Raw genomic sequence first — 23,864 nt, 5'->3', positions numbered from 1 at the left:
CAAAGTTGCAGGTAAGTCGGGTCACCCACACGCTACCGGTGAATTTAATAAAATTACGACATGATTCTCTCGTCAAATACTCGCGAAACTACCAAAATCGGCATACGCTTCTTGCTAAATCGCATCAAGATGTTGACCACTGTAGCCACGAGCACTCTGAGCGCAGGCCACACGGGTATCGAGTACATCACGCCCGCCTGCAACCGGTCTTGAGGCGTACCGTTGGTCAAATGGGGTGGGATTATCTGGCCCCCTACAGCTCCCATCATTTCGATGCATAGCCGATCCCAATCGGAAGAGGTGGGGTTCCCCTGGCCATGCGAAGTGGGGTTGTAGCTGAAGGGAGCTCCCGCATCTGTTGGCCTCTTGGCTATCTGCGATGACTGGCCTCCGGAGAAATGCCTACACAGCAAACTTCCCAATGTTTCGTCGCACGCGTGATCCTGCTTCGCAGGAGCACACATCCATGGGCTAACCCAGGCGCCCATTTGTGAACTGGAAGGTCTGATCATCGGGGTTCCAATGAACCACCCCATCGGTGGAGGACTGGTTGAGAAAGGAATCTGTATGTTGGTGGCAAGGGGAGTTTTGCTGTTAGAGCCTAAATACATGTCAAATTTAGGCCATTTTGACAAAAGCAAAAGCTCCCGCTGAGTGGTTGTATTTGATTTGGGCGTGGGAGGGTTTAAACATACTTTTGGTGCTGATAGTTGGTCTGGGGTCTTGACTGCTTTGGCCTGTAATAGCAGGCATCTAGCTGTCGTGCTACTTCCTGTGTTCCATCTATTTGTGTTGAAATGAAAAACAGCGACATCAGCAATTTCAACCTTGTGTTTCTCACCATTCATCAGCGCATATGGTCTTTTGTCGATCCATGCCAATTGAACTGTTACGGTTACTTTGGGGGGATTCCCTCTAGACGGTTGAGCAGGTTTTGGCGGTCGAAGAGTTGTACGCAGCGCATTTAAAAGTCCCCGAGAGCCGAACAGCTTCGCCAACTGCGTAAGCTCTCCTCCTCCCAGCCTCGGGTAGATATTACCGAGTGCTGAGTCGATCTGATCTGCCTGAGACTGCGTTAGCTGGGTGCTCATCGACGATTCCTTTCGTTTAAATAAAGGCAGTATGCCACTACTCTATGAGTTCATTCGCAAGAATCTTCTGGCTCAGCATCCGCATTTTCACTGACTACTCCGCTTTCCATTACTGCGAGAAGCGCACCTGATCTTCCTGAGGGGCTCAGCTCCAAGATTGACGGCGCGATTCTGGACGTCATGCTGCCAGCGCCTGTTGTCAGTGATGGGTTGGGCACGAGAAGCCCCAAGAAGGGGGATCCTCGATGATGTCTATTGAGGTGCTGAGCTCGTACTGCATGCGCTCGAAGACCCTGTTGAGCGTTGGATGGGCGTTTGACTCTCTCAATGTTGTCACCAAGAGCAATAGCTCTCGGCCTTGAGCCAATGGCATTTGGATGTCGCAGTAGACTGTGTCGTCATCGTCTGTCATTCCCATCGAAAATCCTCGTAGGATGGTCTTCGCTTCTCGCTTATCGACCTGGCGTTGGGGCGTGCCCCTTTGGGATGGGCTGTCGTGCACCGATCCTTCGGCCCGACCCTACGGGCTTCCATCCCGCAAGCCTGCGCGCTCCGCTTGCCCACGTAGAGCGGCCTTCACACACTACTCGGTACTCCGAATTACTCATCAAGGATGATCCAGCATGCCCGAAACGCAAACCCCGTCAGAGACTGCCCAATGGTTCGCAATGCTCGGCCTGGGCGATGTTCCCCACTACAGCGTCATCTCCATTACGCTCAGCAACGAGCCCATCGAGCACTGGTTTTACAAGCGCAATAGATTGAGACCTGAGAGTCTGAAGCTCGAGTTGCTTGTCCCTTCTACGGGGGGCTGGCGGGTCGACCTGGCACGGCATGACAAGCTGTTCCAGACTCAATGGCGTCTCGGCGACGATCTAAGAGTTGAGTCTCAGCAACTGCGATATCTAAAGCTTGTGGAGTGGCCACGCCTGCTGAGCGTCATGGATTTTCCGCAATTGATCGGATCGTTGGAGCGCACCCTTCAGGTAAGTTTCTTGCCGCATGCAGATATAGGCGCACGCCTGTTAGAGCCTGAGACCTTGGCCTCTAATCCACAGCTACGCCAGTGGTTGACGCCCTGCGCCAGTAGCCTCGGCTGGAACCGGAAAGTGCAGCCTGGATAGAGGCGATTCGGCAATCGGCCACTCGCCTTGCGTTAGAAGGCCTCAAGCCTCGCCTGAATGCCGGCGTCACTGGCCATAGCAATCATGATGTCGACGCGGTCGATATCTACGATGAAGCCTACGTACTCGTCACCGCCGGTATTCAGGTGCAGATAGCGTTTGCCGAACCTGGTCAGCCACTCATCAAACTCGGCCAGCACCTGTACAACGGTCATCCCTTCGCGTAGCTCGTACGGATATGGTTCTTGGATGCCACAGGCGTTGGTCAGGTATGGGGCCAGATGTTCGAAACCATCGAATCCTTTCCAATCTATGGCGAGCAGAATGAGGTGCTCGATTGATTGCCCTTTGTCAGGATCCAGCAAGCCCTCTGTCAGCGCGCTGGATGGCTCCTCTCCCTGGCCATAGAAACGCATGACTCGTCGAACGAGAAGCTCCTGCTCCTTCTCAGGGAGACGTGTCAGCAGGCTCTGAGTGAAAGCCTTGAGCTCAGCGCGGTAAGGATGAAGCTCTCGCATGATTGCGGCGTCACTCAACGGTGGCTCATCAGGAGGTGGTTGAGTGAAGCGGCCGCCGAATAATCTATCCAGAATTCCCATACATCTCCCTTCCTTGGATTGAAGGCTTGCGCCCTGCCCCATCGATTATCAGTTCTTACCTAGGTTAGAGCATTGAGTGCTACAACAGTTGGGCGTGGCCTGGGGCACGGCTGTCGTGAACCAAGCCGCCAGCAGGCGTCTTGGCCCTTCGGGCTTCCATCCTCACGCGCTCGTATTTGCTTACAAACTACAGTGCCATCCGCGTTATTGGTTGCGCGGTAAGGGGAGTACGGAAATGGGTATGGAGCCCTGATTCGACCGAAGGACGCTCTCCGGTGACACCTCTATCTTCGCTAGTCGCTGAGCTACTAGGTCATACAATGACCCAGTTACAACGCTGCCCATACACGAGAAATATCTTCAACTGACGCCGTTCGGCCCTATCAGAACCTGACGCACCTTCTTCGCCAAATCGGTTGGTATGTAGGGCTTGGAAATGACATCGAGATCCTTTCCACCTGCGTCCGTTCGCTCCAGAGAGTTTTCGGAGTAGCCGGTAGTAAGTAATACTTTCAGACTGGGGTACAGCCGTTTTGCCTCACGGGCCAGCATCACTCCGTTCATACCGCCTGGCATGATCAGGTCTGTGAACAGCAAGTCGAAATGATCGGTTTTTAGAAGACCCAGCGCTTCCTTGCCATTGTAAGCCAACGCACAAGAGTAGCCGTACTCCTCCAGCACCATTCTCGCAAGCTCAGCAACATCAGGTCGGTCTTCCACAATCAGGATCCGCTCATTTCCTAACTGATCATTAACGTGCTCTGCTGGGCCCAATGCATGGAGTTGGCTATCGTCAGCCGGGAAATACATGCGGATTGTTGTTCCGATGCCTTCTTCCGAATAAATGCGCGCAGTCCCACCGGATTGCTTTACGAAACCGTACACCATGGATAAGCCCAAGCCTGAGCCTTTACCTTCGTCCTTGGTGGTGAAAAATGGATCCATCACTCTATCAACAATCGCAGCAGGCATCCCAATACCGTTGTCGGTTATGGCGATGCTGACGTAGCGGCCCGGCATCAGGCCGTCATAAGAGGTTGATCCTAAATCTTGGATAGTTACGTTCTTCGTCTCAACCGTCAGCCTGCGCGCAGAACGAGAGTCCATCGCGTCTCGGGCATTGATGAAAATGTTCAGTAAGGCCACTTCGGTCTGCGTTGTATCGACGCGGCAGTTCCACAGATCTCCCTGCAACGCCAACCTAAGCTCGGTGTCGACAAGAGTACGTTCAGCCATTTCCTGGGAGGAGCCGACGATGTTGTTCAGGTTGACTACACGTCCCTGTAGTTTCTGTTTGCGAGAGAACGCCAGCAATTGCTGCGTCAAGGTTTTAGCCCTCTCAGCCGCATCACGGGCATTTGCCGCGCTGCGCAGAATACGTTGTTGATCGTAATTAGGCTTGTCGGCGGTGCGCTGAATCATGTCCAAGTAGCCGATCATGACCTGCAGCAGATTGTTGAAATCGTGCGCGATACCTCCTGTTAGCTGACCGAGAGCTTCCATCTTCTGCGCCTGCCGCAAACCATCCTCGGCGTCCCGGCGTCGGCTGACATCCAGTTGCGACGCGAAGAAATAGATCAGTTCGCCAGCTTCGTTGTATACCGGGGAAATGAAAAGGGCGTTCCAGAAGGAGGATCCGTCCTTCTTGTAATTCACCAGCTCTACCGCCACCTCTGTTTCAGATTCAATGGCGTCCCGTACCTGCATTACAACAAGCGGGTCTGTTTCCGGGCCCTGAAGGAAACGGCAATTATGGCCAACAATGTCTTCTCGATCATAGCCAGTCATGTCGATAAAGGCGTTGTTCGCGAAAATGATCGGATTGTCTGGTCGTTTGGGATCCGTGACGATCATTGGCATGCGCGTAGTTTCAACTGCGGCAAAGAAGACGTTGTGATCTGAACCGCTAATATCGCCGGTAGAAGTGTTGCTGACGGGTGTAGAGCGGTTCGGCATAAAGATCCTTACTTAAGTTAGTTCGCGGTCAGGGCGCGAGCGACATGAGTACAACCGGCTATCAAGGCGGAGGGGCAAGTTTTCTACAAATGGTATGCAACTGCTCGATCTCGAATGGTTTGATCAACCAGTGCACGTTGAGCGAATGCAGTTCTCTTGCTGCAGGATGAAACCCCGAGGCAACGACTATCGGCACCTCTGCATCAGCATCGCGCAGCCGTTTGGCCAGTTCGAGACCATCTATGTGGCCTGGCATCCGTAGATCGGTGATTAGCAAGCGTGGGGGGTAACCGCTTTGCTGAATGAATTGCCAAGCGAAGTCAGCGCTTTCAAACGCACGTACACGGTAGCCGTACATTTCAAGCGCTTCAGTGATGAGTTCCAGGATCAGAGGCTCATCCTCCACCACCAAAATAGAGTCCATAGCATGAGGATTCGTGAGAATTTTCAGTGGGACAATCGCTGCCGTCCAAAATTCCACCGAGCGGGAATCGTTCGTAGTTTCCGGCTGTGCTCGGGCGATGTATGGCAACGCAGCTGACGCGGAGTTTGACTACCATTGCGCGGTAGGCGATGCGGTATTTGCTCCAGGGCTTCTTGGCGCTGGAGAGGAGATCGTAGTGTCTAGCTACTCAGCCATTTTCGCCAGACGCTTATGAATCTAGTGGAATCGAGGTAGGTATTTGCCATGCAGGTTTCTTGTCATCCTGGCTGTCGAAAATCTGCCGGGCCTTGCGGAAATCCTCAGCGTTTTCGACTACCCAAGTCCAGATAGGGGACATACGAACCAGCAGCCCCATACCCAGCGAGGTCAGCTCATACTCGACACGTGGCGGAACCACACCGAACTCCCGCCGAAGTACCAGGCCATCCCGCTCCATCGAGCGTAGCGTCTTGGTCAACATCCGCTGAGTCACCCCAGTCATCTGCCTTTTTATTTCGGCATGACGCATGGTGCCGTACACCCCCAAGGCGTGCAGGATACCTAGCGACCAGCGGCTGCCTGCGTGAGCAAGCACTTCCCGCCTGACACCATCATCGTCCTCTCTTAGCGTTCTGCAGATTGTCTCTGCTTGGCTAAGAGCCTCCTCATCGGTCACTTCTTTGTCTGGTATCACAGGTGTGCCTTCTTACGAGCGTTGCCTAATCGTGCAAGCATTTGCTCATCTTACAGGCACGAGGTCTCAGGAGAAATCATGACCGAAGTCACCCCATTTCAATCCCAATCCATTCTGGTTTTAGGCGCCGGTGAGCTTGGGCTACCGGTTTTGCGAAATCTTGCGCGGTTAGCAAAACGCGCGCCCGGTTCCACAATCAGCGTCCTGCTTAGAGATTCAACCATCAACAGTGAGGTGCCCGAGAAAAAGATCGAAATCGATGAGCTTCGGGCTCTTGGCATCCAGATGGTGGCCGCAGACCTCGTGAATGACTCAATTGATCAGTTGGCTGAAGTCTTCGCACGTTTCGATACCGTAATAGGCTGTGCAGGCATGGTTGCAGGCCGGGAAACTCCGATGAAGCTGGCCACCGCTGCGCTCAAGTCCGGAGTGAAGCGCTACTTCCCATGGCAGTTTGGCGTCGACTTTGAAGTCATCGGTCGGGGCAGTCCCCAGGATCTGTTCGATGCTCAGCTAGATGTTCGTGAATTGCTTCGTGCACAGGACAAAACTGAATGGGTGATCATCTCGACTGGAATGTTTACCAGTTTCCTATTCGAGCCTGTATTCGAGGTGGTTGATTTCGAAAACGATACCGTGAACGCACTCGGCAGCCTTGAGACCAGCGTGACCCTTACGACTCCAGACGACATCGGCGCATTGACAGCGGAAATCGTTTTCTTCGAACCCCGGTTTCGCAATGAAATCGTTTATCTATCGGGAGACACTGTGACGTACGGAGAGGTCGCCAGCCTCCTTGAACGTGTGCTGGGCCGCCCGTTCAAACGAAACGTGTGGACTGTTCCATACTTGCTTGAGGAATTGGAGAAAGATCCAACGCATCACATCAAGAAGTATCGTGCTGTCTTTGCCCAGGGTAGAGGCGTGGCCTGGCCTAAATCGGGGACTTTCAACGCGCAGCAGTCGATTCAGGTCACGACTGCTGAGCAGTGGGCCCAGGCAAATCTGGCATCACGCACACCAGCGATTAATTGATGGGCGTCAGTCCTTCACTGACGGGCAGGATGACTCGCTCAAGAATACCGAGCGCTCGTGCCAATTCCAGATATTCGACTAGATCACTTGGCCGGACGGTTTCAGATAACCGTCCCCAAAAGTAGTCAAGCTTCGAAAAAAGCCCGGCAGGCAAGCATCAAAGCAGACGCATCAGGGAGAGCTCGGTGGATCCTGGTTGTGGGCAGCAGGCGGTAAATGTCACTGGCAGCCTGCCGGCCCACGAACGATTCCAAAGGCTTCAACTGGAAGGTGGGAGTCAGCTCTGCTGCTTCGTAGAGGACATCGAGCCAAAAAGTATCTTGTGGCGAGTCGCTGCAGAGAATTTGACCTGAAAAAAGCTGGTTCATACGTCTCGCCACGCCGACCGGCGCATCACCTTGCTCACGCAGTTGATCCTGACTGAGACCATGCATGTCTTGCGCATCGAACGACCAGTACGTCCAGTAACGTGCCGGCCTGATCAGCGAGCTGTAGGAGGCCTCACTCGATACGACAGCGACTTCGATAGGATAGCTATCAGGAGCTATCCCTGAGGCCTCGAAATCGATAAAGAACGAAGGCCGTTCCATCCTGCTGCTCCTGTTGAAAGGCTGCGATTTTCAGCTATGCCGATCAATCGCTATAGCCGCTAGCGTCTGTGCTACTCGGTGATTTTGCAGATGCTGCATCTCACGCTCCCACTCAACTAGAAATTTCTGCCAGTCGTGCGCGTATGGGCCTTCGGGGAGTCGCGTTGATCCAACGCTGGCTTGCAGAAAGCGCTCTCTCCAAGGCTGCGGGATTTCTTGCTCCAAGACTATATCGGTGCCGGAGTGATGGCGTTTCACCGGGGCAGAATGACGAATCTTGTTGAGATCGAGTGGCTCATGGACGAAGGCTGTGCTGCTTCGCTCCTGGTCGTCGAGATCGTCAAGGATGGCTAAGACACCTAGTGCCATTGAATCACCAGGATGGAGGCTAGCAAGTGCCCAGAGAGCCCTTCGTCTTGCTCTCTCAAGCTCGCTGAGCTCCTTACTGGTCATTGCAGATTCCTCTGAGATGGCTCGGAGCTGAGCAGCGGTAATGGCGTGCCGCCTGACGGCGTATGGCTGGTGTGAACCGAGCCACAGCAAGCTGCGTCTCGGCCCTCCGGGCGCTCATCCTGCACGCCTGCGCGCTCCGCTTGCTAGATGCTCGCATGGTATGGAGGGCATCACGCTGCGAATCTGGAATTCCTGCTGCGCTTTCTAGCGAGTGGGGCACGATGTTGCAGGTACCCCAGCGTACCGCCAGGTTGGCTACTTATGAAATTTACTGAAGCGACTCGAAAGTGTCGCAGGGTCGATGCTTTCCCAAACCTCTGGATTCGCCGTTGCACTGAGCATCACCTGAGAGCGCCAAAGAAAAAACAGCGCAGCCAAGCTGCCTTCCACTAGCGCAAGCACAGTGGCGTTGGAGAACACGTCTGGGTTAGGCCCAAACAGGAGTCCCAGAGCGAACAAAGACGGAACCCACCCAATTACGAACATCAGGCAAAACGCGATGACTGCAAATCCTGCAAGAGCGACAGGTACTTTGAACCGCTGACTGGTATCAAATATTTTCTCACCGCGCTGGGTCAGGCCGTAGAGCACTCCATGATTTTTCTCTTTTTTCTTACTCCTGTTGAAAATTCCATAGAGGGTCGCAGTTTCACCTGCTTCTAGCTCTTCATAGAGCTTGTTGGAGACCTGGAGATTCGGAATCACCGCGCCATCCAAGCTGATCTTGATTTTATGACCACCGCTTATGGGGTTTACAGATCGAACGTAGTCAACCTTTCCTGAAAATTTCACGCAATCAAACTTCATTACTACCTATCCCTGCCTTCACAAAAATTATCCCAGTCATGGCTAGACACTGATCGATGCTGAACGCAAGCGGGCTTGTGCGGTTCATAAGCGATGACTCAATGACGCATCAGACGAGCGTGGCGTCCTTGAGATGTCCCTTGCGATGCTATGCCGAATATCGCGCCGTCGTGATCAAGCAGCCGCCTAGCTACCGATATGTCACGATAATATCATTATGATCTGTTTATCGAAACGTGCCCGTCGTGGCTCTATCCTCAGTTTTGAGGATCCTGCTCATGCAACTGAAAGAGGCGCTAGCGGCGGCGTTGCGTGGAGCACGTGCTCATCAAGGCTTGAGCTACGACGAACTGGCAGGGGCAACCCACAGGACTTACGTTGGAATGCTTGAGCAAGCACGAGCGAATCCGACGCTCGAAAAGCTCGACGAGATCGCTGAGTACCTTGGGCTCGACCTCCTAACCATGGTCACGTTAGCCTTAGCGGCTCAGGGGAATGAGCCTCCATCGAATGTATTGCAGCGCACGGCCTTGAGAGTCCGAGAGTTTGAGGCGACAGGTGGGTGGCAGTTGGTCGAGGAGCAATTCAGTGGCGGTAAGCTGATTAAGCGTTCCCAAGGAAAACCCAAGCAGCCGTTGAATGCTGAAAGTGTCCGGGCCCTGAAGGCACAAGGTCTCGACAAGAAAACAATTGCGGAAAGGCTCGGGCTTGCCAGGAGCACCGTCCAGAAATACTGGAATACCTGAGCCTGCAGTTCGCCAGATATCGACGATTCAGGCTAGCCAGAAGTCGCTATCTAGTTGCCCAGCCATACACCTAAAATAGGCGAGCATACAATTGTGTCATGACCCGCTTTAAGTATGGCGGCAGCAAAGGTTGTAGAAAAAACCAGGTCGAAGAAATAGCTATTTTAATGAGGGGGTTAATCTACAAAGGCATCAGGGCGTCGACGACAGTTTAAAGCTGAAGCTAATGCACAAATCAAAGTCTTAAGCCCCAGGAGGGTGGTGATTTAAAAACTTAAAACATCTTACCCCCCCTTGAGATGCGTTGTGATTTCTCTATATTTGATTTGCGTTGCAACTAGATCATTTCACGCCTTTGCCAACTTTCCCGAACATTTGAAGGCTCATGCTGTAGAATGAGTAAATAGCTCCGCTAGATTTTCCAATATATAGGTCGGCTAGCCTTTGGATTGCATAGCCATCCGGAAGCGCATCAATAATTAAATCGTTTAGTTCGTTCCACCAAGATTTGCGTTCTCGAACTAGAAACTGGCTGTTCAGGTTTAGGCATTCGATAGTGTATTTTGCCCGAGCAGAGTCAAGCGTATTTAACCCTATAGCAGGAACTACCTCGCCATTGGACAAGTAGTAAAAAAATCTTTCACAGCCTGGCTTGTGCGGAGTGATAAAAAGCTTCTTGTCCACGGTTTGTGACTTGCCTATTGCATGCCCGCCAAATGCAGCTCTACTACAGGCGTTGCTTATTGAGCAAAGATCACTGCTACTAAGTGCGCTTGCTGCAAGATTTGCGTATTCAAATGTAAGCCTTGGGTATTGGCTTTTATTTAAAACATGCTCCACATGATAGCCGTACCCATAATTTTCAGCCCTAAGCTCACTATAGCAGCATATTTTAAACTGCTCCTCCAGTAACGCATCAAGGAGTGCGGATTTGTTTTTGAATCCACTCCACCTGCGCCCTGCCTCCTTTGAGGATTCGGGAGGGGGATTATTAATGTGTTTAAGTTGGTGATAGCCTTGCTGAGACTTAGCTATATATCTCATTGACTAAGAGCCCGCTGACGAAAAATACTCCGTTGGAGACGGAGCAACTGAGGGTGTTTTTCACCCAAGACCTGGCTCAGATTAGTCATCAACAGAACGGCCTCAGGTTTGTCATAATAACCTTGTTCCACTAATGAGGTCAGGTGCTGCAGTTCTACTCTCTCTGGAACTGGAGGCAGCGGGTCAACCAGCATCACTCCCTGGAGTACATCCCCGGCGGGCTCACCATAACTTTGCGCATATGGCTTTCCTGCTACAACCCGATTTGTACTGTCTCGTCCCAAGATGCGTATATTGTCGCGACGTACCGTGCTTAATACCTGCGGGCTATGAGTCGTAACTATAAATTGAATGCATGGGAAAGCTTGCTTAAGATCGTTGAGAATTGTTTGCTGCCAAGCTGGATGAAGATGTAAGTCAATCTCGTCAATCAGAACTATTCCATCCGTCTTCTCCGCCGCCTTAGCACCGAAGTGGGGGTTTAATAATGCGCACCTGCAAGCCAAATCACCCACCATTTGAATCAATCCCCGAGCCCCATCCCCGAGCTGGGAAAGTTTAAGCTTCCCTGCACCACTCTGCTCGAAATATAATTCGCTTTCACCTTTACGGGGCAGTATTAATTTCCAGCCGGTAACATTTTTTACTGTATCTCTGACACCAAGCCAAAGTATGGTTGCATAGTTCTTGTCAAAAAGACCTGCATATACGGAAGAAAAAAGATTACCGACAAAATAGCTGAACCCCATAAAGCTAGTGGTTACATTGACTGCTCCATCGTAACCAGCAAGTCTAGGGATTTCCCTATGGATACTACGCCGACCGGCATTTTTTTTCCATAGCCTATTCGTCCCGTAAAATGCAATTACAGGAAGATTTGGTGTGTCATTTTCTTGACCGGTTAGCTTTTGTATGTCTGCCCATATCGCATCCATGCTCTTCGAGGCTGCGTGATACGCTACCATTGAAACATTTTTCCATTTGCACTTCCCTCCGCTATTATTTAGAGAGCAGCTTATCTGATACATCTCAGACCAATCGAGAGCGAATTCATCTACATCAAAATCATCGGCGTCGTGTATTTCATCAATGTCATCCCAGTCTCGCTGAAAAACACCATCTTCGGAAAACCAAGGTTCAGCTCTTACCGAGCAAGGATATAGTTGTTGGCCATGTTTAGAAAGAACGTCCTCCGCCTTAATTGTAGGCACAGCACCTCGCCTGATATCCTTTCCATAGCTTTTAACATATGCCCACAGTAATAGTTTTACTGCGCTAACGACGGAGCTCTTTCCGCTGCCATTCTCTCCAACTATAATTGTTATGTCTTTTTCGAATCTCATATCAAAGCACTCTAGACCTCGATAGTTAGTCACTGAGATATGCTTGATTTTCAACTGGCAACTCCTTTAAGGAGGGGGTTGATTGGCTTGGTGGTTACCATGTTAATTCCCTTGTTCTTAATGCTGTATGGTGACCCTTGAGAAACTGCTGAAGGCTCTCTAGCGGTAGGTTTTCTTCGGCCACGACGACTGCCGCAGCCGCGCATCTTTTAACACCTACGTCAGCGTACATAGCCTTTAGTAATCATCCCAGTCGTCATAATACTCGTCGGACTCTGGCTGACCATCCTCGCGCTGGAGGTCTTCCGTTATGAATCTGACACGACAAACCTTATGCCTGACCAGCGTGTCAGGAACGTACTCAATCGCAGGCGTCTGCGATGGGGGGCTGCTGAGCAAATCATCTAGTTTCGTGAAAGCAGTTCGAGGCTCGAGTGAAGCCACCACCGCATGATTAAAAAGGGTCAGGTTAGTGCCTTTCCGCACTTGAGCGGATTCGAACAGTACACCGTCGAGCGGCGGGTCGAACTGCGTAGCTAGGTACTCCGCCATGACTTGGGTAGCCAAGTATTCGTGTTCCTGGTTCGGAAGCACTGGTACGGTGATTTTTGCGTGGAGCGTTTTCAGGAAGATGCGCCGACCCATTTGCTCTTCATAGCTTGCTTCAAAGGCACTCAACGGCCTCGCTTCGTAGGCTTCATCCAATGCGATGAAATCCAGGACGCGAACGGGCCTTGTGAGCTTGAATTCGCCGCTAACGACTCGTCCTCCTACTGGCGGGCGAAGCTCGGCAACACATGTTTTTCGATCAAAGGCTCCATAAAATGCAGCCAAGCCTTTAGGGTTCATTCGGCCAGCACCAGCGGCCTCCTTGGGTGGAGGGCCTAGTTCTGCAGCAGGCTTGCTAATGATAGAGTCGTATTCTGCAAGGGAATCACAGCGCCTGGCACGAAAGATCTGTTCGTCGACAAGCTCTCTAATAACGGACATCGAGCCATCAGGGCTTTTGAAGGATGAGAGCCCTCGAAACAGCCAGTCCAGAAAATCCTTGGCATGCTGACTAAAAAATCGATTTCCATGCTTCATTTCGTTCTGAAAATTCAGCCATCGAGCTTCTGCTTCTCTTGGTCGAATCACTCTCCACTCATAGTTTTCATCATCGCTGTACCTCGCTTCACCTCCCTGAATGATGTCGTAATGGGAGCTTTCGTTGAGGTCGCAGAGAACACGCTCGACAACGGGGTCGTCCTCATCCAAACCAAGTAATTCTGCGACATGAAAAATAAGGGGGTCGCCAGCCTGCTCTGTTTCAGAGCGTTTCCCATTGTCATCGTAATGATCGTATATCGCTCCAGGATGGCAATACTTCTGGAGGACATCGTCGACCATGGTGATCAGGGCGTCGAATGGGATAGCCTTACGCCTTTTTATTAGGCAGAACGAGCACTCCGCAGTCATGCCGGTTCGCCTGATCAACCCAATGAGATAGGCTTCGTTCAAGCATTTGTGGCAGATCAGGTCTTCATCCATGTGGCTGTGCTCAGCAATTCAGTTGACGGTGATTCTAAGTCAACATAGACGCTCGGCTCGATGGAAACCTGCGGCCCATAGGCTCTGCCCTCAAGGAGCCCGTTGGAGACCACGTGTAGACTTGGGCTGCTTAGCCACTAGGTGTTGCAACACCATGGCTTCATAGCATTAGCACTGACAAATGGAGTTGATTTTAAGGTTATGACCGCACCACATGCCTCGACCTACCGACGTCCCGCAGACTGGAAGCAATTCGAGCGTCTGTCTTTAGCAGTGATGAGTTGCGTCTTTAAAAGCAGGTTCGATCAGTACGGTCGGGAAGGCCAACGGCAGCATGGCGTGGATCTGTATTGTCGCCTCAAAAATGGTTCTCTCATCGCCGTTCAGTGCAAGGGACGAAATGATAACCTCGGCAAAAATCTGACCCTGGCTCAGGTAAACCAGGCGGTTCTCGAAACAGAAGACTTTCCGTTCAAGATCGATCACTTCTTCATCCTTACCACCAGTCCGCATGACAAGCACCTGACCAATCGTGCCTTAGAGCTCACGGAAGAGCGAGCTATCGTTGGAAAGGGAACAGTGGACGTATGGGGCTGGGGGGCGCTTGAAGCTGTGATTCAAGAGAACGCCTCGCTCCAGGAGTCATTTTATCCTGACTACAAACCGAAGATTTCTTTTCGTGGCTGGTTCCTCAGGGTCGGGTTGGCTAGCTGCTTTTTCGTAGCTGCCGTCGTGGGAACTCATAAGTACCTTACCTATCAAGCCGATACAGCACAGATGAACCAAGCGACTGTCGAGGGCCTCACTGAGTATATGGATCTGAATGATCGGTTGATTCAGATCTATGAGGGTTGCCTAGGGATGCTGGACAAAGAGACCTTTGCCTTCTCATATTCTTTTCAGCAATTTTGCATCGTTCCTGTGGAAAGGACTCTGAATGCAATGGAGCATCAGGTGCAGCACGCCAGTTTGAAGATTGATATTGCTGCGATTAATCAGCTGGATGTGCTGCTCGATCTTTTGCGAGAGGATTATCGACAAGGATTGATAGCCAATCAGATGACTGATTTTTTTGAACAGGGCATCAGGGATAGCCAGAAGGCATTGTGCATTCCAAACAATTCTGACGCGTCCGCTGAACGCCTGAAGCGGCTGCGCAAGCCTGCTGACGATGCGATGAACCGGCAGCTGGAGTTCTACTTTATCCTCCGCGACTTTATCCTGCCTGGGCTTCAATCCATGCAGGCAAATGTGCTGGTCGCAGCTCGGCAAAGTAACCGCAGTGGCCTATCAGAACAGATGTTGAGTGACGCGCATCAGTTAAGCGAACTGCTGAAGCAGCGCCACCAGTATCGAATGGAGGAGCCACAGCAGCCTTTCACTCTGTCTGCTGTGAAGAATTTGAGCTCACGAGGGATAACAATATCAGGCGAAATGGACACCATGATTGAAGATGCCCGATATGCCCACGTTTTGCTCAAGGGGATTCGAGCATCATTTCTTGGCAAGCACGAGGACGTGAGTGAGCTAATTGAATGCGGCGTCTATGTTAAGGATGCCGGAATAAGGTTCCGCAAGGATGAGGAAGCCATCAGGGCCTCCGCTGTACCAAACGCCTGAGATGAGCAGTCAGGCTCTTGCTTACCGAGGCACTGCTTTTGGTAGCACTGGCGCACAGAGGCATGCTACATGACGCAACCGCTCTTTGATTTTGACCTAAAACGCGTTTCTCGTCGGCACTACATAACTGGCAAGGCCGCAATCAATTTCCCCCAGCCAGGATGTATCACTGGTGGTTGGCATTTCCTGTCTTACTTCGACCGAGATTCGGGCGTTGCTAAAGTGTCGCTAGCAGGGATTCACTACCCAGACACCGATGCGTTTTTTGGTGACACGGGCATCACTGACGTGACCGAACAGCTCAGGAAGCGTGGATGGCCCATAGTGGACAAAAAGCTCTTCATGGCTGACCACTACAGAGCTGCTGCAGACATGATCGTGAAATGGTCGTTGAGCGATTCAAGATACTGCAACGTAGAAGTCGCGGAATGGTTCCCTTCCCCTGAGGCTACGCAGCGGCTGCTTGGAATACTGAATCTTGGCAAGCCCAAGCTTTCGGAATTGAACAGGCTGCAAAAAGTGGAAGCTTGGCTAAGCTCGCAATAGGTGATGAAGTCAGGTTAGTCAGGAAGACAGCCGTTGTAAGACGCTGAATGAGAGTAATGAGTCATTGAAAATTTTGGGGAGCGCCTCACGGGTCTGGCAGTCATTAACTATGCCCCCCTGTAGTGTTGGCCGATTGGACTTCCATCCACAACGCATCCGGATGCGCCTGCACCTCCGTGCTGTGGTTGCTTTCTTGCTTCAAGCTGTACAGGCTTGTAGTTTGAAAATATCGAAAATCAGGAACGCCACATGAAGATTTCGTTGATAGACAATGGGCTTGACTCCCTTCGCAAAGGTTACGTCCACTTGGGTAGATATGAGAAATTATTAGCCGAAAAGGCCGGCGACACAGAAAGATTCTCAGCACTAAAAGACTCAGTCCTATCAATCCAACATGGTGTTGAAATCTTATTCAAATACTCTCTCAAAGAAAAAAATGAGATCCTGCTCTTTACCGACATTTCAAAACTCAAAGAAGCTTATAAAAGCCGACGAGAGGGAATCATTAAAGAGCTCTATGAGTACGAAGGCTTACATACCGTAACATTTAAGGAGTCTATCGAGCGCCTAAAGGATATCTGCGGCATTCATATGGATGAACGGTTTGTCAAGACTCTAAAAAAGGTTGAGGCATGGCGGAATAGCATTACTCATAGCGCTGTGCTTTTGAGGGAAATTGAAGTAGCAAGAATCCTAATAAAATTTTTGACAGAGCTGGATGATTTTTTTGGCCCTTTGATCGGAGAACCCTACCTAAAAGGGCAGGGACGAACAGAGTTAGATCGAGCCTATAGGCTGACAAAAGCGGTCTACGGCGAGCTGGATAACAAAATTAAAGGATTGACGGTTGAACGTTTAATTGATGTGCTGCAATCTAATAATCTTAAAAATGTGACCGCTCCGAGCACTTTTCTAATCAAAGATCCAAAAAAGGCTTACGCTATACTGGAGCAAATACAGGGAAGCGAAATCCGGTATGGTTGTGACTTTGTAAATATGCACAACTCCGGTCATGCACAAATTGTAAGCCTAGCAGAAGACGATATCCTCACGATCCATGCCGTGGATATTCGAACCAAATATCAGTTTTGTTTAGATGCTCTGGTTGTACACATCCCAGAAATCAACAACGACCGTTCGCCTCTCATATTCATGTTCGCTAAACGCCTCACAGCGCAGGGCAAAAAACCCTATGTCAGAGAGGACGTAGGATGTACCCTGCAGCATGGAGTGAACATCGATGCTGACGACTCCTATCACTGGGAGAGGGAAATGCGCGAACAATCAATCGAAGACTATAACTCCGACACTCCCCAACTTCCGTCACATAAGGAAGCTATTAGATTTTTATCAGGTGGCCCCGTATGCTTCATGAACATCCAGCAGCTGGAATACGGATCTGCACATCGTCTTCTTGATAACAAGGCATTTCAAAATCCGGAAGCGTTGCATGCTGCCTTTCAAGAAATGGAGTCAGGCGAATAAAGAGTGGTCGAGGAGGATGTTCGGTGGTGCCAAGTTCTATTACCGACATGGGATGGTAACCGAAAGTAATTGGTAGAGGTGAATGTTGAGAACTGTGTTTGATGAGTCTATTGATGCGAACGAACACTTGTGGCGATACTTTAGGCCTGATCGTTTTTTAGAGATGATAAATCAAGGGTGTCTTTATTTTGCATCTGCCCGACAGTTTCAAGATCCTTTTGAGGGGGCTACTGCTGTACTACCACCAGGATCAATTCATGATCCCCGGTTTTTGCCGCAGAATGAGGGCGGCGAAAGAGCCTTCGAGCAGCTACGTCGTCTAACAAAAATATGTTGTTGGCATCGAGCTGCATATGAAAGTGATGCGATGTGGCAGTTGTATGCTGCAGCATGGAAAGGAGTAGCTATTCGAACAAGTCCAGCGAGATTGGCCAAGGCGATTAAGCCCTTCAAACTGAGGGAGGATTACGCTGACGAAACTCTCTGGAGCGGTAATGTTCGGTATCTCGATCTGTTAAAAGAGAGACTTAGGGTTAATGTGCTTGAGCGCTTTATGTACAAGCATAAGGCATTTTCCTGGGAGCAAGAATTCAGGCTGATGATATCACTTCGTTTGGCAGAGGAATTTGGCGTAAAGGTTCCTGAGTCTGGTATTAAAGTGGCCGTAGATGTTTGCTTGCTTATAGATCGAATTTATCTTGGCCCAGAACTGTCTATTGACGACACTCAAGCTATTCGCCTTGCCGCTGAGTCTGCGGGACTTGGCGATAGGGTCAGGGTATCAAGTATGCTGGGAACTCCTAGATATACTTGAACTAGAACAATAGGCATGACCCGCTTCAAATCCGGATTGAAGCAAGGACGGTCGTAAAGCGCGCTGCCGTATCGCGGCAGCAGTGATGCCGGCATGAGGCCTAAACAGACTATCCTCGCTTCAACTCAGATCAAAACCTCTTATGAGTGTGCGGTGCCATGCCAACTTGGACGCAACGGAAGAGCCCTGTTTCACGTACTCGAGTCTTCGGAGAGAATGCGCTTCCAATGACGATTGACTAGGCTCGGCGACAAGCCCAACTCCTGGGCGATCTGCGCCTGTGTCATGCCGGTTGCTCTAAGCCTCCTAACGGCGTCGAGGCTTGCGGGGTTCTGAGGTTTTCCGCGTGTACGCTGAACTAAAGCCCCATCGGCAAATTGCTCTGCTAATAGCTCCATGCCCCCACCAGCTTCAAACGCTCGAAGCTGCTCTTGTGCATTTTTCATGAGGTCAGGATATGGCGTCCCCAGCCGTGCGGACATGCACAAGGCCAGAAGGGCGAGCGGATCTATCTCAAGTGCTTCAGCCAGGCTTTCGAATTTCTCAAGCGTGATGCTGGTTTCACCGCGCTCCAGAGCACTGATCTTGGACTTGGCGCTGGCATCCGAAAGCTTCTCATACCGGAAGCGTTTGTTCAGGCGTAGAGCCCTGAGGGTGCCTGCTAAGGCGATTTTGAGATGCATGGCTCTGCCAAAAGTCAGGATATAGCCATACCATTGGGTTTCCGATAAACATCAATATGAGGTATTATTGTAAAGATCGGGGCGGCTCCAATCCCTCTCTTCAGGCCCGACGCCAACAGGGGGGAGCTGACAGCGACCACGGCCTGACAATTTATGATAAATCCTGAGGGTGGAGATATGGACGTGGATAGTCCCATTCAAGACGGTCTGTTGGGCGATCCTGGTGTCAGCCTAATGGGCGCGGAGCTTTGCCTTGATGACGCCCTGCAGGCGGCAAGAAGGCACTATAAGCACCTTCCACTATGCGTCGTCGAAGAGTGGATCATCCTGGACGCCGTAGTCACTGACACCGAGCGCGCAAAAGTAATCGCCGCAGGCTGCCAGCCAATGTTTCTGTTTGCCCACCAGGTGGTGCACGACGAACAGAGACGATTCGAACCCGGTAACTGGGTGCGCTCCAGTATGGGCACCACCTTCAAAGAAGGCTTCCTGTTCGCTACGCGGAACTCCGTTTACGTTCTTCTCGGCCCTGGGCACCGGAAGTCGTCTTCCATCGACGCAATATTTTCCCTTTTCTGATCGTCAGCCGGCCCCTGCTGGGTAGGGTGTCCGCAGCAGCTCAATGCGACGAAGCTCAGAATCATAAGTTTCGTTGGAGCGCTTGGTAAGGCATCAAGGCAACGGCTTGCGACAAGACAATGATCCCTTCAAGTCAACCGCAGGTGCGCCTGATGGGCCTGCTTCACACGAGAAACAAGATGTTCAGGATTTGCATGCAAGATCAGGCTGGGCCCGTTGGAATGTTTGGCGATGGCCTAGCTCACTTTCACGCCGTCTCACGATCTCTCGCAACGCATTGGTATCACGTCAGTCTCAAGCGCCGGCATGAGGGCCGATTTGTAGCCTTTGAGGAGATGGTCAGCGATGAGCCCCGCCTTGTGGAGCTACTCATTGCTCAGGATGAGAGCATGGTTGTTCAGGACGTCCAAGTCGTTACACCTGGCTGGATGAACAAAGGTTCGGGCTGGAAGATGGAGCAATTGACGTCTTTGTCGATGGGACTCAACCAGGTAGCGGTGCCGATCTGCGTTCTTCAGGTCGAGAGCGGTGATGTGTACATCAATACTCATCAGCGTGACCTTGATGTTGATGCCTTGGTCGGGGTCAAGGAGCTGTACCGACGCCGCTCTCAGACCTCCGGTTTAACATCGTCGTCGGAGGGTGTGTAGCCATGGACGACATCCATACTGTTGAGTCGAAGCGACTTTCAGGCTAGACGTCGAACGGCTTAGCCTGCGTGAGTTCATGGGTATTGCGGGTGATCGGTATATCCCAACGCCGAGTCGGCTGCATTAAATTCTCTACCATTGTTTAACGGTGCCCTTTGCGACGTCATGCTGTGGTGAAAAGCTTTAAGGCCAGCAACTTGCTGACGTCACTATCTCAGATTGGTCTCTCCCGAAGTGCAGGGCCGAACCGCCTAGACAGATACCGCTTTGCGTACCCACTGATGAACGCATAGCCTTCTTCGATAGTCAGCGAAGCGGTCTTGATTTCCTTCGCCTGCTGCTTAAAGCCATGCCGCGATCCGAAACCACTGATCGAAAAATTGTTAGCAGTCAGCTCAAAACTTTTTTGGATCTTCTTGTCTACCGGCACGGTCAAGCCGTACTTGGCCGTGTAGGACTCAATCGTTTCGAGAATCTTGTAGTAGGTAGTCCAACCATCCTTTTGTTCGAACAGCTTGACCAAGTGGTAAGCGTCTTGGTACTCGCAAGCAAGCGATACAAGGCGAAAAACCATCGCACTGTCTTCCCGATCACTGCCTCGCTTCGCTGAGGCTGGGAGAGAACCGAGAAGGCCGTGCAGATTGCGCTTTTCGACGTAGTTAACGCTCCGGCCTTCACGCAAAAGGCGCGCAATCTGGAAAGGGTGACGCTGCTTCCACAGCAAAGCCATAGCTCCGTTGAACAGTGAAAGAAGCTCGTGCGCTACCTGCCAGGCCACATCAGGGTCATCTTCGATATCGTCGAAATGCGAGGAGCTGAAGCTGAAATGGTCATTTTTGCAGTCGAGGTAATCGTCGACGCCTCCCCATACCCAAAAATGGCCGTTGTTATCGTTCTCGCCAGAAAGCTGATGCAAGTACATGGGGATGCCGCTAGTAAGCTCGACTTCCCATTGAATCGTGGAGCTCATTCGTGTCCTAACCTCAGAGTCCGGGGCTTGCAGCCTGCCCGCCCAGCATGAAGGACGGTAAATTTAAGGCAGGCAGCTGCAGGTCTGCAAGAGGGGGCCGCTCCCCGCGTGCAGGCCTAGCCATGGCGGAAGGAAGAGACCGCGTAAAGAGATTTGAGCAAGGTGCTCATGCCCGCCCCCCCTTGTACACAGAGGCTGTGGTAGCGCTGAAGGTCTACCATCAGGCCGAAGCGAATGGGGGGCGAGGGGATAGAGTTAGAGCATCTGCGGTTGATGGCCGAGCATCGTTTTCAAGCCGTCACTGGTTATCAGATTCGAGCTCTGGAACGGCCAGCAGCAGAAATTAATTATTGGTGCGCATCGCTCACGGGGCGCAAATTTGATTGCCCTAGGCTCAGAATGGTAGATCTTCCTCGCGGATTGGCTCTGGCTCCACCGGCGGCTTGGGCGTGAGGGCTTGGTGGATGCTTTCTAGTCGTACTTGGAGCTCATCAAAAGTCACCACCAATACATCCTTCAGGCCGCTTCGATACTGCTCGAAGGCACGCTGCTTAGCCAGATCCCTGGGAGTTCGACCAATGATGACGATTGCCGCAATGGCGTGTGCGTGAACGCGCTCATCAAGCTCCTGGGACAAACCGAAAACCTCCCGTTGAAGCACGCTGCGTTGGCTAATGATCTGACCGACTGCACCGCCTAGCTCATAGGAAGGCACGAATGTCTGCCGGTATGACTGACCGAGCAGCTCAGTCTGAGGATGCTTGATCTCGATGAGGGCAAGATTTCCGGTTGCTCTGGCGGCCATCAGGAAATCCGAAAACTGACCGCCCCGGCCACTGAAGCCTTTACCGCCGATGTATGGCTGGTCTGCAATCTTCTTGACCGGATACCCAAATGCCATGTCGAGCACGAAGGGGTGTTCACTTAAGAACCGCTGCCATCTAGGTTCGCTTACCTTGTTGTCCATCATTTTTCGATAGATCTCAATGAGTTCTCCGAGTGTAACGAGCTCGATTTCTGCCTTGAGATTGAACAGTGAGTTGGGCGCAGATTTAGCAAGCGCAGGAACGTTTTGCTCCGTCAGCTTGGCTGCCTGCTGTTGATCTTTAGGCGAAAGCCGGGGCGACAGGGATCCTAGAGAAACCAAGTTAGCGAGAAGGTCAGGAGGCAGCTTCCTGGCGCGTGGAGGATAGAGCTCAGGCGCAGCTTCATGAAGCAGGCTTGTATAGCAGGCAAGTTTCTTGTCAGACGCCGTCTCCCGCTGGTGGCGCTGGGTTAACCGATCCAGGCATTTCCGCAGCTGCTCTAGACGATCAACGCCCAAGTAAAACTCGTTGCCTTTGAGTTTCGCATCGTTGTGACCAGTACCACCGTGTATCACGATGGTATCAACCCCCTTTAGGCTGCTCAGTGCCTGGACGATGCACCTGTATTCGTACTTGAAGCCAAGGCCGTAGCGCCAATCCGTATAAAGCCCTTCCGGAAGCCCATCGAGCAATTCATCTACTTCGTAAGGAGTGGCTGGATGGGAGTACGGTGTATAAACAGGTCTTGTAATGATGATCGACCTGATTCCGTGATATCGGGGCTGACCGTACTCGGGGTGTTCGGCTCTAGGGTTGATGGGATAAATGGTCAGGTAAGACGGTGCAACCTCCAGCAGAAGGTGCCAACCTGGCTCATGCTCTGCCAACGCGACGTCGCTGTAATAGACCCTAGAAATCCCATATATCTCTTCACCGATGGACTCGTACCCCTCATCTGATTCGATGGCCGAGAGCTCTTCCTCGCTCAAAGCCCCAGTGTCTTCGAGATCAAACCGAAGAAAAGGCCCTCCGTCGGTGCGCTGCTGCATGGCGTACTGCGAGGGCCGCATAGAAGGCATAGTGCTGTCGTCCCTGATCAAGATAGTGGTCGCCGAAGGCGTTATACCGAGTCTAACGAGCCGCTTGAGCTCCGGAAAGACGGGCACCAAAATGCTGGTTCGCCGGGGGCATCGATGAGCGCCTGTGGCTCAAGGAGAAAGGTATGAGGCCCACTGACGCGATACGAGGAAAGGAAGGGGAGGTTCGACGTCTGATCGAGACCTATGGCTTCATTGAGCCCAGACTCTTCGGCTCTGCCGCTCGAGGAGATGATCACGAAGGGAGTGACCTCGATCTGCTCGCCACCATTCCTCCAGCAATGGTCGGCAAAATCTCCCTGTTCGACATCGCCGGCCTCGAAGACGAGCTTCAGGTCTTGGTGGGTGTGCCGGTCGACTTTCACGTGAGCAACGACATGCCTGAACACCTCAGGCAATCCATCGAGCGTGAGATGGTTACGCTCTAGCTGTGAACATGCTTGCGATGATCCTGGCGTCTAGCAGGGCATGGTGAGGCAGTTCTTCCCCATCATTCATCGCTGTCAGGGTCGTGGCATCAGTGGGAAAGTTTCTGACGTTCTTGGGCCATTTCCCATCGTGATAGGCGAGCTCGCAAAACAGCTCCCAGTCGTAGACAGGGGCGTCAGTGACAACTTCGAGCTCTTCGTCGTAGGTTGCCAAGAACTGGAGGAGTGCCTTCCTGGCCTCGATTATCGGCATGGCGTACTCACCGGCCCAGAGCTGTGGCAGTACGATCTCCTTCACGAAATAACTGCAGTCGTATTCTCGCCACGTGCCGATCACTTCGACGTAGAATTCGCGACCATCCGGGGCAACCAGTGCCAGCGAAATCAGCTTCGCTGCTGCTGAGAGCTCGGTGAATTCGCAATCAAGAAAGAGCCTCATGTTACGAAAACTCCGTGATGACTAGGGCCCGCCTAAATATGGCGCAGGAAGGACAGCTATGGGACATGGCCCTCCAGCATCTTGGCCATGATGGGCTACTCGAGCTGGTTGTGGAGCTGTGGGGAGGCGCGTCTCCTCCACCCACGCGATTAGTCGAGCATCTGAGAGCCAACAAGTCCTGAATATACTGAAAATTGCCCAAGAGCGAGTCGGGGCATTTGTACCTGGTCGAACGCCGGCTCCAGGGCCGTAACATTGTACGCTCGTCACGCGAGCGATCTTGCCGACGGGCTCATTACGCGACTGCCGAA

Annotated in this window: 25 protein-coding genes; 10 read left to right on the top strand and 15 right to left on the bottom strand. The window is 51.8% G+C overall.

Annotation, left to right across the window (positions count from 1 at the left end):
* Window positions 1-53: 53 nt before the first annotated feature.
* Window positions 54-1,091, bottom strand: coding sequence for a hypothetical protein (locus tag BFN10_RS29205; RefSeq protein WP_130898124.1), 1,038 nt, complete (start codon window positions 1,089-1,091; stop codon window positions 54-56).
* Between the two features lie 199 nt (window positions 1,092-1,290).
* The gene (locus tag BFN10_RS29705) at window positions 1,291-1,509 is read right to left on the bottom strand and encodes a hypothetical protein (RefSeq protein WP_071489363.1); all 219 of its coding nucleotides are present in this window, start codon (window positions 1,507-1,509) and stop codon (window positions 1,291-1,293) included.
* 205 nt (window positions 1,510-1,714) lie between these two features.
* On the opposite strand from BFN10_RS29705, the gene BFN10_RS08895 reads away from it, so the two are divergent.
* Window positions 1,715-2,215, top strand: coding sequence for a hypothetical protein (locus BFN10_RS08895; RefSeq protein WP_071489362.1), 501 nt, complete (start codon window positions 1,715-1,717; stop codon window positions 2,213-2,215).
* Between the two features lie 32 nt (window positions 2,216-2,247).
* Here the strand turns inward: BFN10_RS08895 and BFN10_RS08890 are convergent, their stop codons facing one another.
* The 4 genes from BFN10_RS08890 to BFN10_RS08875 form a co-directional block, all read right to left on the bottom strand.
* On the bottom strand, window positions 2,248-2,814 hold the full coding sequence (locus tag BFN10_RS08890) for a DUF6630 family protein (RefSeq protein ID WP_071489361.1): 567 nt from the start codon (window positions 2,812-2,814) through the stop codon (window positions 2,248-2,250).
* A gap of 360 nt (window positions 2,815-3,174) precedes the next feature.
* Complete coding sequence (locus BFN10_RS08885; protein WP_071489360.1) at window positions 3,175-4,770, bottom strand: histidine kinase famiy protein; 1,596 nt, start codon at window positions 4,768-4,770, stop codon at window positions 3,175-3,177.
* Between the two features lie 61 nt (window positions 4,771-4,831).
* Window positions 4,832-5,251 carry a response regulator gene (locus tag BFN10_RS08880; protein WP_231999526.1) on the bottom strand — a complete coding sequence of 140 codons (420 nt, stop codon included), beginning with the start codon at window positions 5,249-5,251 and terminating at the stop codon, window positions 4,832-4,834.
* Window positions 5,252-5,423: 172 nt separating this feature from the next.
* Window positions 5,424-5,870 (bottom strand): winged helix-turn-helix transcriptional regulator, encoded by a 447-nt coding sequence (locus tag BFN10_RS08875; protein WP_071489522.1) that lies wholly within the window; start codon window positions 5,868-5,870, stop codon window positions 5,424-5,426.
* Window positions 5,871-5,966: 96 nt separating this feature from the next.
* Here BFN10_RS08875 and BFN10_RS08870 point away from each other — a divergent pair, with 96 nt between their 5' ends.
* Window positions 5,967-6,923 (top strand): aromatic alcohol reductase, encoded by a 957-nt coding sequence (locus BFN10_RS08870; RefSeq protein WP_071489358.1) that lies wholly within the window; start codon window positions 5,967-5,969, stop codon window positions 6,921-6,923.
* 125 nt (window positions 6,924-7,048) lie between these two features.
* Here the strand turns inward: BFN10_RS08870 and BFN10_RS08865 are convergent, their stop codons facing one another.
* Both BFN10_RS08865 and BFN10_RS08855 read right to left on the bottom strand, forming a co-directional pair.
* Window positions 7,049-7,513 carry a 3'-5' exonuclease family protein gene (locus BFN10_RS08865; RefSeq protein WP_071489357.1) on the bottom strand — a complete coding sequence of 155 codons (465 nt, stop codon included), beginning with the start codon at window positions 7,511-7,513 and terminating at the stop codon, window positions 7,049-7,051.
* A 708-nt stretch (window positions 7,514-8,221) separates the two neighbouring features.
* Window positions 8,222-8,773: a hypothetical protein gene (locus BFN10_RS08855; RefSeq protein ID WP_071489355.1), complete on the bottom strand. Its 552-nt coding sequence runs from the start codon at window positions 8,771-8,773 to the stop codon at window positions 8,222-8,224.
* 278 nt (window positions 8,774-9,051) lie between these two features.
* Here BFN10_RS08855 and BFN10_RS08850 point away from each other — a divergent pair, with 278 nt between their 5' ends.
* A complete protein-coding gene (locus BFN10_RS08850; RefSeq protein WP_071489354.1) occupies window positions 9,052-9,519 on the top strand; it encodes a helix-turn-helix domain-containing protein in 468 nt (155 codons plus the stop codon).
* A 342-nt stretch (window positions 9,520-9,861) separates the two neighbouring features.
* Here the strand turns inward: BFN10_RS08850 and BFN10_RS28715 are convergent, their stop codons facing one another.
* From BFN10_RS28715 to BFN10_RS08840, 3 genes are all read right to left on the bottom strand, one after another.
* Window positions 9,862-10,563, bottom strand: a complete 702-nt coding sequence (locus BFN10_RS28715; protein ID WP_083351501.1) for a retron system putative HNH endonuclease — start codon at window positions 10,561-10,563, stop codon at window positions 9,862-9,864.
* The gene (locus BFN10_RS28710; RefSeq protein WP_083351502.1) at window positions 10,560-11,960 is read right to left on the bottom strand and encodes an AAA family ATPase; all 1,401 of its coding nucleotides are present in this window, start codon (window positions 11,958-11,960) and stop codon (window positions 10,560-10,562) included. Before BFN10_RS28710 ends, BFN10_RS28715 begins: the two co-directional genes overlap by 4 nt.
* A gap of 183 nt (window positions 11,961-12,143) precedes the next feature.
* Window positions 12,144-13,436 carry an RES family NAD+ phosphorylase gene (locus BFN10_RS08840; RefSeq protein WP_071489352.1) on the bottom strand — a complete coding sequence of 431 codons (1,293 nt, stop codon included), beginning with the start codon at window positions 13,434-13,436 and terminating at the stop codon, window positions 12,144-12,146.
* Window positions 13,437-13,637: 201 nt separating this feature from the next.
* On the opposite strand from BFN10_RS08840, the gene BFN10_RS08835 reads away from it, so the two are divergent.
* From BFN10_RS08835 to BFN10_RS08820, 4 genes are all read left to right on the top strand, one after another.
* On the top strand, window positions 13,638-15,056 hold the full coding sequence (locus BFN10_RS08835; RefSeq protein ID WP_130898125.1) for a PDDEXK family nuclease: 1,419 nt from the start codon (window positions 13,638-13,640) through the stop codon (window positions 15,054-15,056).
* Between the two features lie 69 nt (window positions 15,057-15,125).
* Complete coding sequence (locus BFN10_RS08830; RefSeq protein ID WP_071489350.1) at window positions 15,126-15,602, top strand: hypothetical protein; 477 nt, start codon at window positions 15,126-15,128, stop codon at window positions 15,600-15,602.
* 249 nt (window positions 15,603-15,851) lie between these two features.
* Window positions 15,852-17,087 (top strand): hypothetical protein, encoded by a 1,236-nt coding sequence (locus tag BFN10_RS08825; RefSeq protein ID WP_071489349.1) that lies wholly within the window; start codon window positions 15,852-15,854, stop codon window positions 17,085-17,087.
* Between the two features lie 82 nt (window positions 17,088-17,169).
* Window positions 17,170-17,901: a DUF2971 domain-containing protein gene (locus BFN10_RS08820; protein WP_071489348.1), complete on the top strand. Its 732-nt coding sequence runs from the start codon at window positions 17,170-17,172 to the stop codon at window positions 17,899-17,901.
* A 191-nt stretch (window positions 17,902-18,092) separates the two neighbouring features.
* On the opposite strand, the gene BFN10_RS08815 is transcribed toward BFN10_RS08820, so the two are convergent.
* The gene (locus tag BFN10_RS08815; protein ID WP_071489347.1) at window positions 18,093-18,584 is read right to left on the bottom strand and encodes a transcriptional regulator; all 492 of its coding nucleotides are present in this window, start codon (window positions 18,582-18,584) and stop codon (window positions 18,093-18,095) included.
* A gap of 183 nt (window positions 18,585-18,767) precedes the next feature.
* Here BFN10_RS08815 and BFN10_RS08810 point away from each other — a divergent pair, with 183 nt between their 5' ends.
* The gene (locus tag BFN10_RS08810) at window positions 18,768-19,163 is read left to right on the top strand and encodes a DUF6957 family protein (RefSeq protein ID WP_093125490.1); all 396 of its coding nucleotides are present in this window, start codon (window positions 18,768-18,770) and stop codon (window positions 19,161-19,163) included.
* Between the two features lie 179 nt (window positions 19,164-19,342).
* Entirely contained in the window at window positions 19,343-19,813 is a 471-nt protein-coding gene (locus BFN10_RS08805) for a hypothetical protein (protein ID WP_071489521.1), read from the top strand.
* A gap of 214 nt (window positions 19,814-20,027) precedes the next feature.
* Here the strand turns inward: BFN10_RS08805 and BFN10_RS08800 are convergent, their stop codons facing one another.
* Both BFN10_RS08800 and BFN10_RS08795 read right to left on the bottom strand, forming a co-directional pair.
* Window positions 20,028-20,783 carry a hypothetical protein gene (locus BFN10_RS08800; protein ID WP_071489345.1) on the bottom strand — a complete coding sequence of 252 codons (756 nt, stop codon included), beginning with the start codon at window positions 20,781-20,783 and terminating at the stop codon, window positions 20,028-20,030.
* Between the two features lie 394 nt (window positions 20,784-21,177).
* Complete coding sequence (locus BFN10_RS08795) at window positions 21,178-22,638, bottom strand: Shedu anti-phage system protein SduA domain-containing protein (protein ID WP_156792151.1); 1,461 nt, start codon at window positions 22,636-22,638, stop codon at window positions 21,178-21,180.
* Window positions 22,639-22,811: 173 nt separating this feature from the next.
* Here BFN10_RS08795 and BFN10_RS08790 point away from each other — a divergent pair, with 173 nt between their 5' ends.
* Window positions 22,812-23,114, top strand: a complete 303-nt coding sequence (locus BFN10_RS08790) for a nucleotidyltransferase family protein (protein WP_071489344.1) — start codon at window positions 22,812-22,814, stop codon at window positions 23,112-23,114.
* On the opposite strand, the gene BFN10_RS08785 is transcribed toward BFN10_RS08790, so the two are convergent.
* Window positions 23,104-23,553: a 3'-5' exoribonuclease gene (locus BFN10_RS08785; RefSeq protein ID WP_071489343.1), complete on the bottom strand. Its 450-nt coding sequence runs from the start codon at window positions 23,551-23,553 to the stop codon at window positions 23,104-23,106. The two genes, BFN10_RS08790 and BFN10_RS08785, sit on opposite strands and share 11 nt — an antisense overlap.
* Window positions 23,554-23,864 lie beyond the last annotated feature (311 nt).

This window comes from Pseudomonas extremorientalis, from assembly GCF_001870465.1.
Taxonomy (GTDB): Bacteria; Pseudomonadota; Gammaproteobacteria; order Pseudomonadales; family Pseudomonadaceae; genus Aquipseudomonas; species Aquipseudomonas extremorientalis.
The sequence above is the reverse complement of the archived record's forward strand: the minus strand, read 5'-3'. Positions and strand labels throughout refer to the sequence as shown.

Excerpts from the sequence above, each read along its gene's own strand:
- BFN10_RS29205 (WP_130898124.1), bottom strand. The coding sequence starts at position 1,091 with ATGAGCACCCAGCTAACGCAGTCTCAGGCAGATCAGATCGACTCAGCA.
- BFN10_RS29705 (WP_071489363.1), bottom strand. The coding sequence starts at position 1,509 with ATGGGAATGACAGACGATGACGACACAGTCTACTGCGACATCCAAATG.
- BFN10_RS08895 (WP_071489362.1), top strand. The coding sequence starts at position 1,715 with ATGCCCGAAACGCAAACCCCGTCAGAGACTGCCCAATGGTTCGCAATG.
- BFN10_RS08890 (WP_071489361.1), bottom strand. The coding sequence starts at position 2,814 with ATGGGAATTCTGGATAGATTATTCGGCGGCCGCTTCACTCAACCACCT.
- BFN10_RS08885 (WP_071489360.1), bottom strand. The coding sequence starts at position 4,770 with ATGCCGAACCGCTCTACACCCGTCAGCAACACTTCTACCGGCGATATT.
- BFN10_RS08870 (WP_071489358.1), top strand. The coding sequence starts at position 5,967 with ATGACCGAAGTCACCCCATTTCAATCCCAATCCATTCTGGTTTTAGGC.
- BFN10_RS08865 (WP_071489357.1), bottom strand. The coding sequence starts at position 7,513 with ATGGAACGGCCTTCGTTCTTTATCGATTTCGAGGCCTCAGGGATAGCT.
- BFN10_RS08855 (WP_071489355.1), bottom strand. The coding sequence starts at position 8,773 with ATGAAGTTTGATTGCGTGAAATTTTCAGGAAAGGTTGACTACGTTCGA.
- BFN10_RS08850 (WP_071489354.1), top strand. The coding sequence starts at position 9,052 with ATGCAACTGAAAGAGGCGCTAGCGGCGGCGTTGCGTGGAGCACGTGCT.
- BFN10_RS28715 (WP_083351501.1), bottom strand. The coding sequence starts at position 10,563 with ATGAGATATATAGCTAAGTCTCAGCAAGGCTATCACCAACTTAAACAC.
- BFN10_RS08840 (WP_071489352.1), bottom strand. The coding sequence starts at position 13,436 with ATGGATGAAGACCTGATCTGCCACAAATGCTTGAACGAAGCCTATCTC.
- BFN10_RS08835 (WP_130898125.1), top strand. The coding sequence starts at position 13,638 with ATGACCGCACCACATGCCTCGACCTACCGACGTCCCGCAGACTGGAAG.
- BFN10_RS08830 (WP_071489350.1), top strand. The coding sequence starts at position 15,126 with ATGACGCAACCGCTCTTTGATTTTGACCTAAAACGCGTTTCTCGTCGG.
- BFN10_RS08825 (WP_071489349.1), top strand. The coding sequence starts at position 15,852 with ATGAAGATTTCGTTGATAGACAATGGGCTTGACTCCCTTCGCAAAGGT.
- BFN10_RS08820 (WP_071489348.1), top strand. The coding sequence starts at position 17,170 with ATGTTGAGAACTGTGTTTGATGAGTCTATTGATGCGAACGAACACTTG.
- BFN10_RS08815 (WP_071489347.1), bottom strand. The coding sequence starts at position 18,584 with ATGCATCTCAAAATCGCCTTAGCAGGCACCCTCAGGGCTCTACGCCTG.
- BFN10_RS08805 (WP_071489521.1), top strand. The coding sequence starts at position 19,343 with ATGTTCAGGATTTGCATGCAAGATCAGGCTGGGCCCGTTGGAATGTTT.
- BFN10_RS08800 (WP_071489345.1), bottom strand. The coding sequence starts at position 20,783 with ATGAGCTCCACGATTCAATGGGAAGTCGAGCTTACTAGCGGCATCCCC.
- BFN10_RS08795 (WP_156792151.1), bottom strand. The coding sequence starts at position 22,638 with ATGCAGCAGCGCACCGACGGAGGGCCTTTTCTTCGGTTTGATCTCGAA.
- BFN10_RS08790 (WP_071489344.1), top strand. The coding sequence starts at position 22,812 with ATGAGGCCCACTGACGCGATACGAGGAAAGGAAGGGGAGGTTCGACGT.
- BFN10_RS08785 (WP_071489343.1), bottom strand. The coding sequence starts at position 23,553 with ATGAGGCTCTTTCTTGATTGCGAATTCACCGAGCTCTCAGCAGCAGCG.